This window comes from Streptomyces sp. NPDC052107, assembly GCF_040680215.1.
Taxonomy (GTDB): domain Bacteria; phylum Actinomycetota; class Actinomycetes; order Streptomycetales; family Streptomycetaceae; genus Streptomyces.
In genome coordinates this window covers 1-17,680 of the sequence record NZ_JBFAWG010000106.1, presented here as the reverse complement: position 1 = coordinate 17,680, position 17,680 = coordinate 1, and the positions used below count along the sequence as shown (strand labels likewise).

The following is a 17,680-nucleotide window of genomic DNA, read 5'->3' as shown; positions in this document are numbered from 1 at the left end:
CGGCTGCCCCGCGCTGCCCACCGGCACCAGGACGTGACCACGATCAGCACACCCACCACCCGCCGACACCGGCCACGCGGAGCAGCACTGGGCGCAGGATTCCATCTCCACGCTCATGCATCCCCGCCAAGATGGGCAGAACCCGCGTCGGACCCTACGGTTCGCATAGGTTCGCTTAGCTGATCAGGGACGCTAGTGCTGGTCGACGAACGGCCGCACCTCGATGGGCAGCGTGGTCGCCAGGGCGGCCTTGCGGCCCCACTCCAGCGCCTCGTCCAGGTCGGCGGCCCTGATCAGGCAGAGTCCGCCCAGGTACTCCTTGCCCTCGGCGTAGGGCCCGTCGGTGATGAGCACGTCGCCGCCCTTGGGGCGGAGCACGGTGGCGGTCTCCGGGCCGTGCAGGCCGCCCGCGAACACCCACGCTCCCGCGGCGCGCAGCTCGTCGTTGAAGGCCTCGACGTCGCGCATGATCGCGGCGAGCGCGTCGGGGGCGGGCGGGGTACTGTCGGCGGGCTGGACCACGCTGAGCAGGTAGTGCTTCATGACGTCCTCCTAGGTGACCTCAGGGTCTCTCGGTTGCCTGTCACCTCCTACACGAACGGCCGGTCCCCGGATCGACAGCGCACCGGCGGCATCTTCGAAAGAATCTTCCGCATGACAGCCACCCCCGCGCATCCGCTCGTCGACCGCGCCCGCCGGCTCGCCACGGACCTGCTCGTCCCCGAGGCCGAGCGGGTGGACCAGGAGGGCGTGCCGGTGAGCCACATCGAGGCGGTGAAGAGGTCGGGGCTGCTCGGGGTTGCCGCGCCGGTCGTGTACGGCGGCTCGGGCGCCCCGCCGGACGTGCTGCGCCGGACCGCGGAGATCCTGGCCGGGGCGTGCTGCTCGACGTGGTTCGTGCAGACCCAGCACCACACGCCGGTGCAGACCCTGGTCCAGAGTGAACTCCCGGTCCGCGAGCGGCTGTTGGGCCCGCTGTCGCGAGGGGAGTTGCTGTCCGGGGTGGCGTACGCGCATCTGCGGTCGTATCCGCGCATCCCGGTGCGGGTCCGCCGGGAGGGCGACGGCTGGCGGTTCGAGGGGACCGTGCCCTGGTACACCGGCTGGGGCCTGAACGACGTGATGCTGCTCGCCGGGATGACGGACGCCGGCGAGGTGCTGTTCGCGTTCACCGAGGCGCGCGAGCAGCCGGGGCTGCGGGCCTCGGAGCCGATGCGCCTCGCGGCCCTCACCGCCGCGCGCACGGTGTCGCTGGAGCTGTCCGGGCTGTGGCTGCCCGAGGAGGCCGTGGCCCTGCGGACGCCGTACGAGCGGTGGGCTCCCGGGGACCGGGCCAGGACGCTGAACGCGAGCCCGGCGGTGTTCGGCGTGGCGGAGGCCGCCCTGTCCCTGCTGGACGCGGAGACGGCCGCCCCGCTCACGACCCGGCTGTCCGACGTCCGCCGTCGCGCCTACGCCCTGGCGGATGACCCGGCACCGCGGGAGCGGGTCGCGGAGCGGCTGGCGGTGCGCGCGGAGGCGTACGAGGTGCTGCGGACGGCCACCACGGCGGCGGTGGTGGCCGGGGGCGGCCGGTCGATGGCTCTGACGAGCCGCGCCCAGCGCCTCGCCCGGGAGGCACTGTTCCTGCTGGTTCAGGGGCAGACGGCGCAGACCCGGACGGCACAGCTGCGAGCGCTTGGGGGCGCGTGAGGCGCCGTGCGGGCGGCTGGGGCGTAGCTACGGCAGGCTCCCGAGCCGTCATCGCCGGCGCGGCAGGCCCTGGGCCAGGGCGTGGGTGCCGACCGCGGCCGCCGCGGCGAAGGCCAGACCTTCGGCCAGATCCCGGGGCCGGATGGAGCGCAGGACGCCGGACCGGCGCAGCCGGCCACGGGCCCACACGGTGAACGGCAGGACCACCAGGGGCGTGGTCGCGGAGCCGGGTGTGTAACCGCGCATGGCCGCCGCCTGTGCCAGATGGACCAGGCCGTGCAGGCCGAAGGCGTTGAGCGCGGTCTGGTAGACGGCGGACCGGCCCCCGGTCCGGTGCCCGTCGGCGGCGGCAGCGGCCAGCACCACCGCCATCGCGGCGACCGCGGTGCCGAACTCCCGCGCGTCCACCGACTCCAGCCGCCGCCACACCGTCTCCGGCACCCGGGGGAACCTCTTACGCAGCTCCGGCACATGGGTGCGCACCCAGCGCGGCACCATGACCACTTCCTCGGTGTCGTGCACGGCCCACGCGGCCAGCAGACCCCAGGTGACGGCTCCGGCGACCTCGTTCGGTTCTCGTGTCATGAACCCGCAGTTTGCCAGGGCGAGTTGATCCGTCCGCGAAGGGCGCTGTGTGTGCTGTGCGGTCGTCGATCCCGCCGCCGGATCTGCGGCTGCCCGGTCGACGGCGACGTGGCCGACTGCCAGCAGACCGAACCGGACCGATCACCGACTTCGCCGACGGCCTGGCCCGCCTCGAGCGGCCCGGTCACGGTACTGACACAGGCCTACACATAAAGAAAGAATAAGGGCAAACTGGGAACACGTGGTGGTAACGGCATACACCGCACCAGACGCGGTCTGGCCTGCAAGTCAAAGGAGACGAGTCATGGCCAACCTGCACAGGGGTGACATATCAACCCACCCCGATGTCTCCGAAATGCGGGCACGCTACGCCCGCATGCTCGGCGGTCGTGATGTGGCGCTCGTGGACGGTCCGGTCTTCCTGCTCGGCCTCTACTGCGCGGCATCTCCGTGGATAGTGCACTACACGACGAGCCAGCCCGCGCTCATGACCCACAACCTGATCATGGGCATAGCGATAGGTCTGCTGGCACTGGGATTCACCCGGGCCCCCGAGCGGATGTACGGCCTCAGCTGGGCCATGTGCGCCCTGGGCATCTGGTTGATCATCGCCCCCTGGATCGTAGGCAGTGGCCCGGACCAGGGCGTGATCATCAACAACGTCATCATCGGCGCACTGGCGCTCGTACTCGGCCTGGTCTGCGCCGGTACGGCGGCGCGGAGCACCCCCAGGCCGTAACAGGAGACGCACGGAAAGGAAGAACGGGCAGTACGTGAGGCCGGTCCGCCCGGGCGGACCGGTCTCCATCGCGTCCGCTCAGCGCCCCGGCACCAGCCAGGGCTCCTGCGGCAGGGTCCGGCCGGTCTCCAGCAGCGACTTCAGGTTGGACAGCACGGCCGGCCAGCCGGAGGCGACGTCCGAGCGCTCGCCCTCGTCGTTGAGGTCCTCGTGGACGACGGTGAGCCGGACGATGTCCTCGTACGGGCGGATCTCGAAGGTGACGCGGGAGTGCCGGTCCTCCTGACCCTCCTGGTCGGGTGCGGCCCACGTGGTGACCAGCCGGGTCGGCGGCTCGCTCTCCACCACCTTGCCGACCACGTCGGCGATGCCGGAGCCGTCGGTGCGCACATGCGCCCAGCGGGAGCCGGGCCGCCAGTCGGACTCGTTGCGGTGGCCCCAGTAGGCGCCCGTCAGGTCGGCGTCGGTGAGCGCCTCCCACACCTTCTCGGGGGTGCTCGCGATGTAGGTGACGTACACGAAACTCGGCTTGTCGGTCATGGCTTCCTCGGCTCGTCGCTTCAGGGCGCCGAGCGCACTCAGGCGCGGGCGCTCGAACTTGTCGATCCACCGCTCCTGGATCTCGTGGAGCGGCACGGGGTTGAGGTAGTGCAGCTTTTCCCGCCCCCGCCGCACCGTGCTGATCAGATTGGCTGCCTCCAGGACCGCCAGATGCTGGGTCACCGACTGGCGCGTCATGGCGATGCGCTCGCACAGCTCACCCAGGGTCTGGCCGTTGTTCTCGTGGAGCCGGTCCAGCAGGCGTCTGCGCGTGTCGTCCGCCAGCGCCTTGAAGACCTTGTCCATCCCGGTGTCGCCTTCTGATTGCACACTCAACGTTATGCAGGCAATTACTTGCATGTCAAGCACGCCGGCGCCACCGCGGTACTCACCGCCTCGACCTCAAGCGCATTCGCCGTCGCCGCTCCCGAGGCGGCCCCCCTCGTCCACGCCTCGGCCCACTGCAAGGACCACCGCGCCCTCGTCAGGACGTGCGGCTCGCGGACAAGCTCTCCGTCACCAAGGTCTACAAGACCGGCAAGCACCGGTTCGAGGCGGAGATCCGGGCCAAGGGCGCGAAGTACGGGACCCTCGTCACCGAGGGCAAGCCGGCCCACGGCGAGAACAACGGGCCGCGCGTCACGCCGCACCCGAACGGAAAGGTGCCCTCCCGGGTCGAGCGGGCCGAACCGAAGCCCGGGCCGCAGCCAAGCGCGTCCCCGTCGCCAAGGGCCGGGCCGCCTACGGCCAGAACAACGGGCTCCACGTGGCCCTCCAGCCGGACGGCCGGCCGGCGTCCTGGGTCGACGACGCGTCGAAGCCCGTACCGACGAACGACGACGCCTCTGACAACGGCGACGACAAGCCCGACACCGCGGACACCGACCCGACGGCAGCTGCGTGGACAACAGAACCCGGCCCACAGGCGAACTGACGATGCGTCGGCTCCCGGCAGCCACCGGCCGGAGAGCCGACGCATCGGCGTATGTGCCGTCCCGGACCGACGTCAGACGTCAGCGCACTGTGCGGTGGTCGGCCCCGGCCACCCGACGTCGAAGGACAGCCATACGTCCGGGGGCAGTTCGGGCTGCCCCGGCACCGGCAGCAGTTCCCGCCTCCAGGCGTCTCCGGCGACGTCCGCGGCGACCTGGCGCCAGAAGGCCACAGCAGCCGCATTGTCGTGCAGAAAGGCGACCTCCCACGGCCCGGGATGCCGGGTGAGTACGGCGCGCACGGCCCGCAGCCCGACACGTCTGCGGCGCGCCCCGCGCACCACGAAGAAGCTGTTCAGCACCCGCACCGGCCCGTCGAGTCCGCGCACGAACGCGAAGCCGGCCGGGTGTGTGCCGCACTCGAACAGGTAAGGCGCCCAGCCGGGACGGGTGAAGGCGCTCTCGACCCGCTCGTCGCGAAAGGTGCCGTCGGGGGCGGGCAGGACGCGCCGGGAGGCGGAGAGGTCATGGCGGAACATCAGCCACAGCCGCTCCACGGCGGGCCGGTCCCCCTGCGGTCGCGGGGCGGACGGTGACATCGGGAAGGACGGTGTCGGTCATGAACGAAAGCCTCCCCGGCGGACTCGGGTCCGGGCCGGGGAGGCTTGCGATGACTGCCGTAACTCCAGCTCACCACAGGCCAGTCGGTCACGCCACAGGGGCCACATCCGGGTCCGTGCCCGCCAGGTACTCCTCGCTGATCTCCCTCTCCCCGAACGGCCACACCTTCTCCAGCCGCGCCCACACGACGAAGGCCACACAGCCGAGGGCCAGCCAGGCCAGGGACCACTCGATGGGGTGGCGGCCCGGGGAGTTCTTGTCGGCGTAACCGTAGATCACGCACCAGCCGGCGAAGGCGACGAGGCTCGGCAGCGGGTAGAGCCACATCCGGTACGGGCGGCGCAGGCCCGGCTGGCGTTTGCGCAGCACGGTCAGGGCGACGATCTGTGCGAGCGCCTGCACGATCACCATGACCGTCGTGAGCAACTGGATCAGCGTCGCAAGGTCGGTGTGCCGGCCGATCAGGAAGCCGACCGCCGTGATCACGCCCATCGTCGCGAGACCCAGCATGGGGAAGCGGTGCTTGGGGTGCAGTTTCTCGTACGGCCGGAAGAAGACGCGGTCGCGGGCGGCGTCGTAGGGCACCCGGGAACCGCCCAGCAGCCCGGTGAACACCGAGGCGAACGCGGTGACCAGGATCAGCACGGTCACCGTGTCGGCGGCGCCCTTGCCCCAGGTCTTCTCCAGCACCGCCGAGGCGACCGAGGTGGAGGCGATGTCGTGCGGGTCGGCCATCCGGTGCCAGTCGATGACACCGAGGGTGCCGATCTGGAGGAGCAGGTAGATCGCCATGATGCCGAGGATGGAGAAGAGGATCGAACGCGGGAGAATACGGCCCGGGTCCTTGATCTCGGCTCCCATGTACGCGGTGGTGTTGTAGCCGAGGTAGTCGTAGATGCCGATGGTCAGGCCCGCGGCGAAGCCGAGCCAGAAGTGGTTGCTCGTCAGGTCGAAGGCGCCCGACGGGTAGGTGAAGGCGAGGTGCGGGCTGAAGTCGGTGGCCGCGGCGACGATCACCAGCAGCACCGAGGCGATCATCACCGCCCACATCACGGCGGTGATCCGGGCGATGTGCTCGATGCCGCGCCAGAGCAGGAGCACGACCAGGGCGATGATGCCGAGGCCGATCAGATCGCCCGCCGTCTGCCCGAGGTCCGGGGCCAGATAGCCCAGGTACTGGACGAAGCCGACCACGCCCGTGGACATGATCAGCGGGATGAAGAGCATCGCCGTCCACACGAAGAGGAACGGCATCAGCCGGCCGGTGCGGTACTGGAAGGCCTGGCGCAGATAGACGTAACTGCCGCCGGAGCCGGGCATCGAGGCGCCCAGCTCGGCCCAGACCAGTCCGTCGCACAGCGCGAGGACGGCCCCCGCGACGAAGCCGAGGACCGCCTGCGGGCCACCGAACGCGGTGACCATGAGCGGGATCGTCACGAACGGGCCGATGCCGCACATCTGGCTCATGTTGATGGCCGTGGCCTGGAACAGGCCGACACGGCGGACGAAACCACCCGAGGGTGGCGGGCTACCGGACATGGGGACTCCTGACGCCACGGGAGCACTCGACGGCACCCGGCGGGCTGACTGGGCGATAAAGTTAAGGAGCCTTACTAGAGGCGTCAAGTATGCGCCGCGAATACACGAGAATGGTCCGATGACCGTCAGTGACGCCGAAGAGCAGCAGGAACAGCCCTGGAGCCGCCGGCGGCTGCGCAGCACCAACGAGCGGCTGCTGCTGGACCGGCTGCGCACCCTCGGTGCGGCCTCGCGCGCCCAACTGGCCCGGGAGACCGGCCTGTCGAAGCCGACGGTCTCCAGTGCGCTGGCCTCCTTGGAGGCGGCCGGCCTGGTGCACGAGGTCGGCACCCAAGCCCCGGAGCGCGGGCGCACCGCCGTGCTCTACGCCCCCGACCCGGCCGCCGGGTACGCCCTCGGCGTCGACATCGGGCGGGGCTGGCTGCGGGTGGCGGTGGTCGACCTGGACGGCACGGTCGTCGCCCGTGCCGACGTACGCAACCGGACCCGCGCCTCCGCCGCACTGGCCGACCTGGTCGTGGGCACGGCCCTGCAGGTGATCGCCGATTCGGGTGTGGACCCGGCCGAGGTGGTGCACGGGGTGGTCGGCACGCCCGGTGTCTACGACGAGAGGCAGCGCCGGGTGCGGTACGCGATGCATCTGCCGGGCTGGGGGCGCGCGGGGCTCGTCGACCGGATGCGCCAGGAGCTGGGCGTACCGCTGGAGGTGCACAACGACGCCAACCTGGCGGCGCTCGGCGAGTACACGTACGGCGTCGGCACCGGCAGCCGGCTCTTCGCGTACATCCTGATCGGCACCGGCCTCGGGATGGGCGTCGTCAGCGAGGGACGGCTGTTCACGGGGGCGCACGGGCTGGCCGGCGAGATCGGCTTCCTGCCCTGGCCGGGCCGGCAGAAGCCGGAGCGGCTGGAGGACGCGGTGTCCGGGGTGGCCGTGGTGGAGGCCGCCCGGGAGTTCGGGATGAGCGGGCAGCTCACGGCGAAGGCGGTCTTCGACTCGGCCCGGCAGGGCAATCCGGCCGCTCTGCGGGCGGTGGAGCTGGAGGGCGAGCGGATCGCACACACCGTGGCGGCGGCCGCCGCCGTGCTCGACCCGGATCTGGTGGTGCTCGGCGGCGGGGTCGGACACAGCGTCGACCTGCTGCTGCGTCCGGTCCAGGAGCAGGTGCGCGCCCTCACCCCGCTGCGGCCGCGGATCGCGCCGAGCCGGCTCGGTGAGGACGCGGTGCTGCTCGGCGCGGTGGCCACGGCGCTGGACACGGCGCGGGACCTGGTGTTCGAGCGCAGGACGGCCGGAAGCTGACCCGTCAACGCCCACTACGGCCACGCTCGTTGACACGCCCCGCACGGCCCTCTAGTTTGAACCGGGTTAGTAAAGTTTCCTAACTTTACCAGCCCGGAGCCATGGCATGTCCCCTAGCCCCGCCCTCGGACGCCGGTACGCCGTCACCGCGCTGGCCCTCGGCCTGCTCGGCTCCCTCACCGGCGGCACCTGGTCCGGCGCCCGGCCACCGCCGGGCGAGTCGGTGACGCTGACCGCCACCTGCCGGACGGCCGATCTGCACGGTTCGGCGCTGGAGGTGAGGATCTCCGGCTGGAACACGCCGGAGCGGACGGTGCCGGCGGCCTGACACGGCGGGGGCGGACCGGTACGGCCCACCCCCGCGCAGTTCAGCTGACGTTGAGCGCGGTGTCGTCCACGACGAACGACGTCTGGTACTGGGAGCCCTCGGTGCCGGTGAACTTCAGCGTGACGGTCTGCCCGGCGTAGCTGCTGAGGTTGAAGCTGCGCTGGGTGTAACCGGAGGCGGCGTTGAGGTTCGAGTACGTGGCCAGGGTGCCGAGGACCGTGCCCGAGCTGCCCAGGACCTGGACCTTCAGGGTGTCGTAGGCCGTGCTGGTCGAGGTCTCGGCCGTGTCGATGTGCAGATAGAAGCTGAGCGTCGCCGTCGAGCAGCCGGACGGGATGGTCACCGACTGGGACAGGGTGTCGGTGGTGGCGGTGCCGTAGCCGTCGAGCCAGGCGTAGTACGAGCCCGAACGAGCCGATTCGCCGGTCGCGTTGGTGATGACACCGCTGGACGCGCTCCAGGTGGTGTTGCCGGACTCGAAGCCGTTGTTGCCGAGCAGTTGGGATGCGGTGCAGGTGCCGCCACCGCCGCCTCCGCCGCCGCTGGTGCCCGAACCGGCCAGCCAGGCGGTGGCGTTGAGGGCGAGGGCTGCGTTCGTGGCGCTGGAGTCGTTCCAGCCGTCGTAGAGGGTGTTGCCGGACTGGCCGGTGCCGTCGTCGATCGGGGAGCTGTCGCCCCAGAACGCGACGCGGCCGCTGCCGAAGGTGCTGGTGAGGAAGAAGGCGCCAGTGTTACCGGAGTAGCCGGTGCGGTACAGCAGGCCCTTGACGTTCGGGTTGTCCGACGGCTTGAGCGTGGCAGTGGTGCCGTTCGCGATGAGGCTCTTGGTGACCGTACCGAAGGAGCCGTGCAGCACCGGGTCGGTGCTGTCGCTGATCGCGGCCGGGTGGTCGGAGCTGATGTTCAGCGAGTCGATCGAGAAGCCGAACGGGTCGGTGGAGTCGACGCTGTTGTTCGTCATCAGGTCGTTGAGGATCTCGACCGCGTCGTTGCCGTCGTTGTTGCGGTCGGCACCGGTGTGGTCGGAGATCATGAACAGACTGCCGCCGTTCTTCACGAAGTTCATGATCGCCGTCTTCTCGGCGCTCGTGAACAGCGTGTTGGGTTCCGGCAGGACCAGCGTGTCGAAGTTCGACAGGTCGGTCGAGGACGAGCCTCCGTAGCCGAGGCTGGAGCCCGACGGCAGCGTCTTCAGGCTGTAGCTGCCGGTCTTCTGCAGCGCCACGCCCCAGGAGGACAGGGCGCCGGTCCAGTCCGTCTCGGCCGACGGGGAGGAGTCCTGGCCGAGCGGGTCGGGCTGGCTGGTGGAGATGATCCAGTCGGCGTTGCCGGCCGTCTCGGCGTGCGCGTTGTCGAACAGGATGCGGTGCGTGGTCGCCGCGTGGGCGGCGGTGCCGCTGCCGACCTGGACGGCGGCTCCGGTGAGGAGCAGCCCGAAACCGGCCAGGGCGGTGGTGAGTCTGCGGCGGGATCTCCTGGATCCAAGCATCCGGCGAACCTCCATGAGGGGTGGGGAGAGGCGGTGCGGCGCCAAGTCTGCGCGCGTAGAGCCCGCTTGAGGGTTCTACACGCGTCGAGTGGTTGAAAGGTACATGGCATGAAAGCCGGATGAACAGAAAGTCCCGGCAATAACCGGAGCGGAGTGCCTCCGTCTACAGCGGGCACACGCTTAGCGGGAGGCAACACCAAAAGGGGTGGACATGGAGATCTCGGGCATCATCAGTGCCATCATCATCGGCCTCGTCATCGGCGTCCTGGGGCGCCTGGTCGTCCCCGGGCGACAGCACATCGGCGTCCTGTGGACCATCGTCGTCGGCATCGTGGCGGCGCTGCTGGGCTCGGCGATCGCCGCCGGGTTCGGGGTCGCGGACACCAAGGGTCCCGACTGGATCGAGTGGTTCATCCAGATCGCCCTGGCGGCGGTCGGGATCGCTGCGCTGGACCGGTCCCGCGTGCGTCGCTGACGTGGCGTCAGCCGTCGTACAGGTAAGGGGTGGTGGTGCTCAGCGCCTCGAAGCCGAGGCGTTCGAGGATCGGGCGGCTCATGGGTGAGGCGTCGACCTGGAGGTAGCGGTAGCCGTGGGCGGCGGCGACGCGGGCGCGGTGGGCGACCAGGGCACGGTAGACGCCCCGGCCCCGCCAGGCCTCGACGGTGCCGCCGCCCCACAGCCCGGCGAACCGGGTGCCGGGCACCAGCTCCATCCGGGCCGCGCTCACGGGTTCGTCCCCGGCCAGCGCGACCACGGCGACGACCGTGCCGGGGTCGGTGGCCAGGCGGGCGAGCAGCCGGTGTCGCAGCCCGCCGCCGTCGGTGCCGAAGGCCTTCTCGTGGACGTCCACGACGAGGTCGACGCCGGCCGGGTCGGTGGCCTGCACAAGGCGGATGCCCTCGGGAGGTTCGGCGTCCACGGCGAGCCGGCCGGTCTCGCCGATCATCAGTGTCTCCTCGGGCTCGGCCCGGAATCCGGCGGCGACGAGCCGGGCGCCGAGGTCGTGCGGCCGGTCGTGGCCGTAGAGCTTCCACTCGAAGTCACGGCCGAGGCCGGTGAAGTACGCGAGCTGGTCGTGGATCGCCCGGTCCGCGCCCGCGGTGTCCAGATCCGACCAGAGCACGCCGTTCCACCCCTGCGCGTCCGCGACCTGACGCACCACCGCGCCGGACCGTTCGATCCGGGCACCAGGTCCGTCGGGAGCCGCGTTCTCGCGCATGTCACGGTCGTAGAGGGCGAGCACCGCCAAGTGATCCATGCGCCGACTCGACCATGCCGGACCGGACCGGGGCAACGGGATTACTCCGCACCGGGCTCCGGACGTACGGCGGCCAGGTAGGCGCTGAGCCGGTCGCGGTTGCGGGCCAGGCAGTCGATGCGCGACTGGATGCGGTCGATGTGCCCCTGGAGCAGGGCGGCCGTCTCGGGGGTCACGCACGCGGCGGGCGGGTGCAGCTCGCCCGGACCCGAGAGGTACGGCAGGATCGCCCGGATCATCTCGGTGGTCAGGCCGGAGTCCAGCAGGCCGCGGATCCGCTGAACGTCGGCGACCGCGGACTCGGGGTAGCTGCGGTAGCCGTTGTCGCCGCGTCCGGGGTGGAGGAGGTCCTGTTCCTCGTAGTAGCGCAGCAGCCGGGCCGGTACGCCCGTGCGGCGCGACAGTTCACCGATCCGCATGGCCGCCTCCCACGTCCGCGCTTGACCTTCACACTGATGTCAGGCTCCGACCATGGTCGCATGACCCTGTCCTCCACGTCTTCCCAGGTCAAGGCTGGTCCGCTGCCGTGGTCGGGGCTGCTGGCCCTGTCCTGTGCCGCGTTCACCGCCGTCATGACGGAACTCCTGCCGGCCGGCCTGCTGCCCGCGATGGCCCACCCGCTGGACGTCGCCGAGTCCCGGATCGGTTTCCTGGTCACCGCGTACGCGGCGGCCTCCTTCCTGGCCGCCGTCCCGCTCACCGCGGCCCTGCGCGGGCTGCCACGGCGGCCGGTGCTGTGCGCCGCCCTGCTGGGCTTCGCCGTCAGCAACACGCTGGTCGCACTGTCGTCGTCGTACGCGCTCACCTTCGCGGCCCGGCTGCTGGCGGGTGCGATGGGCGGCACCCTGTGGGCGATGCTGACCGGCTGTGCGGCCCGGATGGTGCCGGCCGGGCGGCGCGGGCGGGCCATCGCGATCGTGCTGGCCGGCATCACCCTGGCCATGTCGCTCGGGGTGCCCGCCGGCAGCGCGCTGGCCGGTGCGGTGGGCTGGCGGGCGGCCTTCGGGGCGCTGGCCGCGCTCGCCGTACTGCTCGTGGGGTGGATACGGCTGCGGGTGCCAGGTTTCCCCGGCGAACCGGCGCACGCGCGCGTGCCGCTCGCCCGGGCCGCGCTGCGCCCCGGCATCCGACCGGTGCTGTCGGTGACCCTGTTCCTGCTGCTGGGCCACCAGGTCCTGTACACCTACGTCGCCCTGTTCGCCGGACACGCCGGGTACGGCCGTACGGGCCTGCTGCTGGCGGTGTTCGGGACGGCCACGGTGGCCGGGATCTGGGTCACCGGGGTCCTGATCGACCGGTATCTGCGCCCCACCCTGCTCGCGGCACTGGCCCTGTTCACCGGCGTACTGCTGACGCTGGGCGCGGGCGCGCGGGCGCACGCGCTGCTGGTCGGCGCGGTGGCGCTGTGGGGCGTGGCCTTCGGCGGGGCACCGACGCTGATCCAGACCGCGCTGGTCGACGCCTCGGGCCCGGCCGAGGCCGATGTCGCGACCTCCTTGCAGACGACGGTGTACAACGCGGGCATCGCCGCCGGTTCACTCACCGGCGGTGTGGCGCTGGACGCGCTGGGTCCCGGAGCCCTGCCCTGGACGGCCCTGCCGCCGGCCGTGCTGGCGCTCGTGACGGTCGCGGCGGCCCGGCACCATGCCTTCCCGCGCCTGCGGCACGCCCTTGCTCCGGAGGCAAAGGTGCTGGCCGAGCCGGTACCGGTGGCCGTAGCGTGCCCTGCCGGAGATCATGTTGCGAGGAGGTCGGTGGCCGATGGTGAAGGACAGTGAGCAGCGGTACCTGCGCCGCTGTGTGGAGCTGGCGGTCGAGGCGCTCCAGGACGGTGACGAGCCGTTCGGGTCGGTGCTGGTGGCCGGGGACGGCCGGGTGCTGGCCGAGGACCGCAACCGGGTGAAGGGCGGAGACCACACCCGGCACCCCGAGTTCGAGCTGGCCCGCTGGTCGGCCGCGCACCTGACGCCCGCCGAGCGTGCGGCGGCCACCGTCTACACCTCCGGCGAGCACTGCCCGATGTGCGCGGCCGCGCACGCCTGGGTGGGGCTCGGCCGCATCGTGTACGTCGCTTCGTGCGGCCAACTCTCCGGCTGGCTGGACGAGTTGGGTGCCCCGCAGGCCCCGGTGCGGTCGCTGGCGGTCCAGGAGGTCGCGCCCGGTGTGGCCGTCGAGGGGCCGGTGCCGGAGCTGGTGCCTGAGGTGCGGGAGCTGCACCGCCGCTACCGGCAGCAACGCTCTTGAATGTCAGCCGAGTTCGAGCGTGGTGACGCCGAACACCCGGTGCCGGGCGTGCTCACGGACCGGTCCGGTGTACATGCGGGCGGTCTCGAACGAGGCCTGGAATCCGGCCTCTTCGGCGAGCGCGACACCGGCCGCGTTCGGCTCGGGCACGTCGATGGAGACCCCGCGTCCTGCGGCGTCGGCCGTGAGGGCGGCGAACAGGGCGCGGGCGTCGTCGGCGGTGTCCGCGAAGAGGGGGCCGATGCGCAGGGTGTCGTGGCCGGGGCGGAGCACGCCGTAGCCGGTGAGGCGGGCGCCGTCGTGGCGGACGAAGGCCCGGTGCCCGGGTCCGGTGAGCCACTCGGCGAGAAAGCGCGGACGGTCGGCCGGGTAGCAGGCGCTGTCGTAGGCGGTGATCGCGGCGAGGTCGGCGGCCCCGGCCGGGCGGACGCCCGCGGGCGTCTCGTGCTGCGCGGCGGTACCGGTGAACCGGATGGTGCGGTGGGCGAGTTCGAACCCGGACTGGCGGTAGTTGTCCTGCTGGGCGACGACCCCGTCCAGGCCGACGGTGCGGCTGCCGGCGTGGGCGAGGGCGGTCTTCCAGGTGGTGAGGCCGTGGCCGTGGCCGCGCAGGTCGGGCCGGACCAGGTAGCAGCCCAGGAAGCCGTACGCCGCGCCGTAGTTCACCACGGAGATCGCCGACACCGGCTCCCCGTCGACACGGCCGAGGAAGAACCCGTCGGGATCCTGCGCGAAGAAGGCGGGCCCGTCCGACAGTCCGGGATTCCAGCCCTCCGCCGCCGCCCATCCGGCGATCACCGGCCAGTCGGCGAGAGTAGCCTGGGTGACGACGAGGTCGTGGGGGGCCGCAGAGGTCATCGATGCGCTCCAATTTCCGTCGGGACCGGACTGTCGTGCCGCATCCTTCCGGATCAACGGGGGTCATACCATGGGGAGATCGGCCGTTCCCGGCCCACTGCATCACCACAGGCCCGGGACCACGCCGTGTGGTTCTCCGCGCTCGCCGTCGCACAGGGCGGCCCCGACGGCATCGGACGTGTCACGGCCGAGGGCCGCTACCCGAGCCGGCCGCTGCACCCGGCCACCGACCCACAGCGCATCGTCAAGGGTTCCGCCGGCACGCTCTGGTTCACACAGACGGGAGGGCACGGACGCATCAGTGTCGGCGGCGCCGTCGCACGCTTCCCCGTCCCGCACGCCCGGCACCCCACCCTTGTCATCGCCAGTCCCCGCGGGGCGCTCCTGGTTCACGACGGACACCACGGTCGGGCGCCGCACCCCGGCGGGCAAGCTCACTCTGTGGTCCGTGCCGCACGCACGATCGCTCAACCGCATCGTCGCCATCCCGACGGCGGCTTCCGGCTCGCGGACCGGGAAACGAGCGTCGTTCGCCGCTTCTCCCCCCGGGCGGTGGCTGAGGGCGGTCCCGAGGCTGCGACGGCCGCACGGGCTCCACGCCGAGAACGCCAGGCGCCGGGCACGGCACGAACCGCGCCCGGCGGTCGACCACCCTCCCGACTGATCCGCCGCTCCACGGACGGCGGCGGCAGCGCAGGCACCCGTGCGCCCGTGATCCCGCCCGTGATCCGTCGGGCAGACCGAGCCCCACCGGGCCGGCGTCCGGTGGGGCCTTTGGAGGGGGATGGGGTCAGCGGGTGCGCACGGGACGGAAGCGGCGGTAGAGGACCGTGCCGGTGAGGAGGAGCGCGGCGCTTCCGGCTACGGCGGGCACGGTGACGTCCGCACCGGTGTGGGCCAGCGCGGGCGTCGTCGGCTGGGCCACCAGGCTCGGTGTGTACGGGAGGGGCTGGTGCCGGGTGGGGGCCGGGGGCTTCGGGGCCGGGTGCGGGGTGCGGGGCTGGTCGTCGGGGCCGTTGACCGACCGGTTGCCCTCGGCCGGGTTGCCCACCCCGACCACGTCGACGCCGTTGCCGCTGACGTTCACCGGCAGGTCGACGGGGAGCTGGACGTCGTTGCCGGAGAGCACGCCGGGCGAGTCCTGCGCGCCGCCATGGGCAACGGCGCCCCCGGCCGTCGCCGACCCGCCCTGCTCGGCGCCGCGGTGCGCGCGGTTGGCGCAGGCGTTGCCGGCGGCCGGATTGAGCAGCCCCACCACGTTCACGGTGTTGCCGCACACGTTCACCGGCACATGCACCGGGAGCTGGATGCCGTTGCCGGAGATCAGCCCGGGCGAGCCTGCCGCGGAGCCGTCTGCGGTGGCACCGTCGGCGGCGAAGGCGGCGGACACCGGCAGCGCCACGACCATCGCTCCGGAGGCGGTGACGACGGCGATCACACCGTTACGGGTAGCCCGTCTCATAGGTTCCCTGCCTTCCAGACTTCGTCGCGGGCACTCACCCGCACCCCGTAAAACGCAGATGCACCATCCGAGTTATGGCTGATCGGCCTTTCACTCCGTCGAGCGACGGTGTTATCGAACTGCGAGTAGAGCCACCCAATGATCGATAACGGGCACGCAGGGTGCGGACAATACGGCACGGGGCGCCACCCCGCTCGTCGGGAGGCGGGCCGTCCGGGGCCCGCTTATGGTGATCCGAGGGCGCCGCCCGCCGGTCCGCGACAGGCGTCCCGGGAGGCTTTCGATGCTGGTCACGCTGTCCACACGGCCCGCCGTGCGGCGCTGCGCGGGTACCGGAGCCCTCGCCCTGGCGCTGCTCGGCGCCGGACTGCCCGCGACCGGCCGACCGCAGCCCGACCTGTCCCGCTTCTACCAGCAGAAGGTCACGTGGGCGGCCTGCAAGGGCCCGGACATGCCGAAGGACCTCCAGTGCGGGAAGGTCACCGTCCCGCTCGACTACGCCCGGCCGCGCACGGGCACGCTCGACGTGGCCCTCGCCCGCTACCAGGCCACCGGGAAGAAGCGGGGCTCGGTGCTGCTGAACTTCGGCGGCCCCGGCGCCGCGGGCATCCCTTCGCTCGCCGCCGAAGGCAAGCAGTTCATGGACCTGACCAACGGCTACGACGTGGTCGGCTTCGACCCGCGCGGTGTCGGCCGCTCCTCCCCCGTCAGCTGCGGCGAGGGCAGCGACGAGGCCTCCACAGCGATGGACGACGAGTCCGGCCTCGCCCATCCGCAGACGCTGCTCGCCAAGTTGCGCGAGGCCGCCGCCGAGTGCGCCCGGCACTCCGGCCCGGTACTGCCCCACATAGGCACCGTGAACGCCTCCCGCGACCTGGACGTCATCCGCCAGGCCCTCGGCGACAAGAAGCTCAACTACCTCGGCTTCTCCTATGGGACCCGGCTCGGTGCGGTGTACGCGGCGCAGTTCCCGCACAAGGTCGGCCGGGTCGCCCTCGACGGCGTGGACACCCTGACCGAGCCGCTGGCCGAGCAGGGGGTGGCCGGCGCCCAGGGGCAGCAGACCGCGCTGGACGATTTCCTGGACTGGTGTACGACGGACGTCGCCTGTCCGTTCGGGCAGGACCGGCGTGCGGCCGGGGACCAGGTGCTCGGGATCGTGCGCTCGCTCGACAAGAGCCCGGTCCCGACGGACTTCGGCGGCTCCTTCTCCGGACAGGACCTGGTCGGCGCCATCGGGCAGGGCCTCTACAGCAAGCAGCTGTGGCCCTCCCTGGAGCGCGCCCTGGCCTCGCTGGTCGAGGACGGCGACACACGGCGGATCCTGAGCTTCGCCACCGGGGGCTCGGGTCTGCCGCCCCTCGGCGGGCACCACAAGAACGGCGGCCTGGTCGATCCGCAGGACGTGCCGGTGGACAACCTCGAGGCCGCGCTGATGGCGATCAACTGCGCCGACGACCCCGACCGGCCCGGCGCGGCGCAGGTCACCAAGGATCTGAAGAGACTGCGGGCCGAGTACGAGCAGGCCTCGCCGGTCTTCGGCCGCTACCGGCTGACCCAGCTGCTCATGTGCTACGGCCGCCCCAAGGGCACCGACTTCATCCGTGACCGGGTGAAGAACGTCGACTCGGCGAGGATGCTGCTGGTGGGCACGCGCGGCGACCCGGCGACGCCGTACCGGTGGACGGTGGAGACGGCCGCGCGGCTCGGTTCGTCGGCGGTGGTGCTCGACAACAGGGGCGACGGCCACACCGGCTACACCTCCTCCAAGTGCGTGCACCGGAAGGTCGACGACTTCCTGCTCTACGGCTCCCTGCCGCCGAGCGGCAGCTCCTGCCCGGCGGACGGCAACGCCTGGAGCGGCATCACGAACTCCACCAACTGATGGCAGGTGCGGCGCAAACGGGTAACAGCCGCGAATCACGCACAACCTCTCAGCTTGATCTTTATCCTCGCTGCTGTTTCAGGCGGACGTGTTCGGTGAGGGTTTCGACTCGTTTCACGGTTTTCCCGGGCTCGTGACGTGGGGCTGGCCTGCGGTTCTTCGAGCCGGGTGGGCGTCCGGGCCCAGGCCGGGAGGGTCTGGGCA

General features: G+C 71.6%; 17 protein-coding genes and 1 pseudogene. 8 read left to right on the top strand and 10 right to left on the bottom strand.

The genetic code is table 11. The features are described 5' to 3' along the window. Positions 1-192 precede the first annotated feature (192 nt). Entirely contained in the window at positions 193-543 is a 351-nt protein-coding gene (locus AB0M27_RS41730; RefSeq protein ID WP_365730395.1) for a YciI family protein, read from the bottom strand. Between the two features lie 111 nt (positions 544-654). Here AB0M27_RS41730 and AB0M27_RS41725 point away from each other — a divergent pair, with 111 nt between their 5' ends. Next, positions 655-1,692: an acyl-CoA dehydrogenase family protein gene (locus AB0M27_RS41725; RefSeq protein WP_365730393.1), complete on the top strand. Its 1,038-nt coding sequence runs from the start codon at positions 655-657 to the stop codon at positions 1,690-1,692. A 48-nt stretch (positions 1,693-1,740) separates the two neighbouring features. Here AB0M27_RS41725 and AB0M27_RS41720 read toward each other — a convergent pair whose 3' ends face one another. Next, entirely contained in the window at positions 1,741-2,277 is a 537-nt protein-coding gene (locus tag AB0M27_RS41720; RefSeq protein ID WP_365730391.1) for an HXXEE domain-containing protein, read from the bottom strand. Positions 2,278-2,581: 304 nt separating this feature from the next. Between AB0M27_RS41720 and AB0M27_RS41715 the strand changes: the two genes are divergently transcribed. Continuing rightward, positions 2,582-3,016, top strand: coding sequence for an SPW repeat protein (locus AB0M27_RS41715; RefSeq protein WP_365730389.1), 435 nt, complete (start codon positions 2,582-2,584; stop codon positions 3,014-3,016). A gap of 78 nt (positions 3,017-3,094) precedes the next feature. Here AB0M27_RS41715 and AB0M27_RS41710 read toward each other — a convergent pair whose 3' ends face one another. From AB0M27_RS41710 to AB0M27_RS41700, 3 genes and pseudogenes are all read right to left on the bottom strand, one after another. Continuing rightward, complete coding sequence (locus AB0M27_RS41710) at positions 3,095-3,862, bottom strand: metalloregulator ArsR/SmtB family transcription factor (RefSeq protein WP_365730387.1); 768 nt, start codon at positions 3,860-3,862, stop codon at positions 3,095-3,097. A 700-nt stretch (positions 3,863-4,562) separates the two neighbouring features. After that, a pseudogene (locus AB0M27_RS41705) lies at positions 4,563-5,109 on the bottom strand (GNAT family N-acetyltransferase). Positions 5,110-5,196: 87 nt separating this feature from the next. Next, entirely contained in the window at positions 5,197-6,648 is a 1,452-nt protein-coding gene (locus tag AB0M27_RS41700; RefSeq protein WP_365730385.1) for an APC family permease, read from the bottom strand. 118 nt (positions 6,649-6,766) lie between these two features. Between AB0M27_RS41700 and AB0M27_RS41695 the strand changes: the two genes are divergently transcribed. Next, positions 6,767-7,951, top strand: a complete 1,185-nt coding sequence (locus AB0M27_RS41695; protein WP_365730383.1) for an ROK family transcriptional regulator — start codon at positions 6,767-6,769, stop codon at positions 7,949-7,951. Between the two features lie 106 nt (positions 7,952-8,057). Further along, positions 8,058-8,279, top strand: coding sequence for a hypothetical protein (locus tag AB0M27_RS41690; protein ID WP_365730381.1), 222 nt, complete (start codon positions 8,058-8,060; stop codon positions 8,277-8,279). A 40-nt stretch (positions 8,280-8,319) separates the two neighbouring features. Here the strand turns inward: AB0M27_RS41690 and AB0M27_RS41685 are convergent, their stop codons facing one another. Further along, on the bottom strand, positions 8,320-9,768 hold the full coding sequence (locus tag AB0M27_RS41685) for a hydrolase (protein ID WP_365730380.1): 1,449 nt from the start codon (positions 9,766-9,768) through the stop codon (positions 8,320-8,322). A gap of 211 nt (positions 9,769-9,979) precedes the next feature. On the opposite strand from AB0M27_RS41685, the gene AB0M27_RS41680 reads away from it, so the two are divergent. Continuing rightward, positions 9,980-10,243 carry a GlsB/YeaQ/YmgE family stress response membrane protein gene (locus tag AB0M27_RS41680; RefSeq protein ID WP_365730378.1) on the top strand — a complete coding sequence of 88 codons (264 nt, stop codon included), beginning with the start codon at positions 9,980-9,982 and terminating at the stop codon, positions 10,241-10,243. Positions 10,244-10,250: 7 nt separating this feature from the next. Here AB0M27_RS41680 and AB0M27_RS41675 read toward each other — a convergent pair whose 3' ends face one another. After that, positions 10,251-11,027: a GNAT family N-acetyltransferase gene (locus AB0M27_RS41675; protein WP_365730376.1), complete on the bottom strand. Its 777-nt coding sequence runs from the start codon at positions 11,025-11,027 to the stop codon at positions 10,251-10,253. A gap of 41 nt (positions 11,028-11,068) precedes the next feature. Then, positions 11,069-11,446 (bottom strand): MerR family transcriptional regulator, encoded by a 378-nt coding sequence (locus AB0M27_RS41670; protein ID WP_365730374.1) that lies wholly within the window; start codon positions 11,444-11,446, stop codon positions 11,069-11,071. A 60-nt stretch (positions 11,447-11,506) separates the two neighbouring features. On the opposite strand from AB0M27_RS41670, the gene AB0M27_RS41665 reads away from it, so the two are divergent. Next, complete coding sequence (locus AB0M27_RS41665) at positions 11,507-12,805, top strand: MFS transporter (RefSeq protein ID WP_365730372.1); 1,299 nt, start codon at positions 11,507-11,509, stop codon at positions 12,803-12,805. Next, positions 12,789-13,271 (top strand): nucleoside deaminase, encoded by a 483-nt coding sequence (locus AB0M27_RS41660; RefSeq protein ID WP_365730370.1) that lies wholly within the window; start codon positions 12,789-12,791, stop codon positions 13,269-13,271. The genes AB0M27_RS41665 and AB0M27_RS41660 overlap by 17 nt, the downstream gene beginning before the upstream one ends. Before the next feature lie 3 nt (positions 13,272-13,274). Here AB0M27_RS41660 and AB0M27_RS41655 read toward each other — a convergent pair whose 3' ends face one another. Together AB0M27_RS41655 and AB0M27_RS41650 are read right to left on the bottom strand one after the other, a co-directional pair. Continuing rightward, a complete protein-coding gene (locus AB0M27_RS41655) occupies positions 13,275-14,129 on the bottom strand; it encodes a GNAT family N-acetyltransferase (protein ID WP_365730367.1) in 855 nt (284 codons plus the stop codon). Positions 14,130-14,919: 790 nt separating this feature from the next. Further along, positions 14,920-15,591, bottom strand: a complete 672-nt coding sequence (locus tag AB0M27_RS41650) for a chaplin (protein ID WP_365730364.1) — start codon at positions 15,589-15,591, stop codon at positions 14,920-14,922. 283 nt (positions 15,592-15,874) lie between these two features. Between AB0M27_RS41650 and AB0M27_RS41645 the strand changes: the two genes are divergently transcribed. Continuing rightward, on the top strand, positions 15,875-17,476 hold the full coding sequence (locus AB0M27_RS41645; RefSeq protein WP_365730362.1) for an alpha/beta hydrolase: 1,602 nt from the start codon (positions 15,875-15,877) through the stop codon (positions 17,474-17,476). Positions 17,477-17,680: the final 204 nt, after the last annotated feature.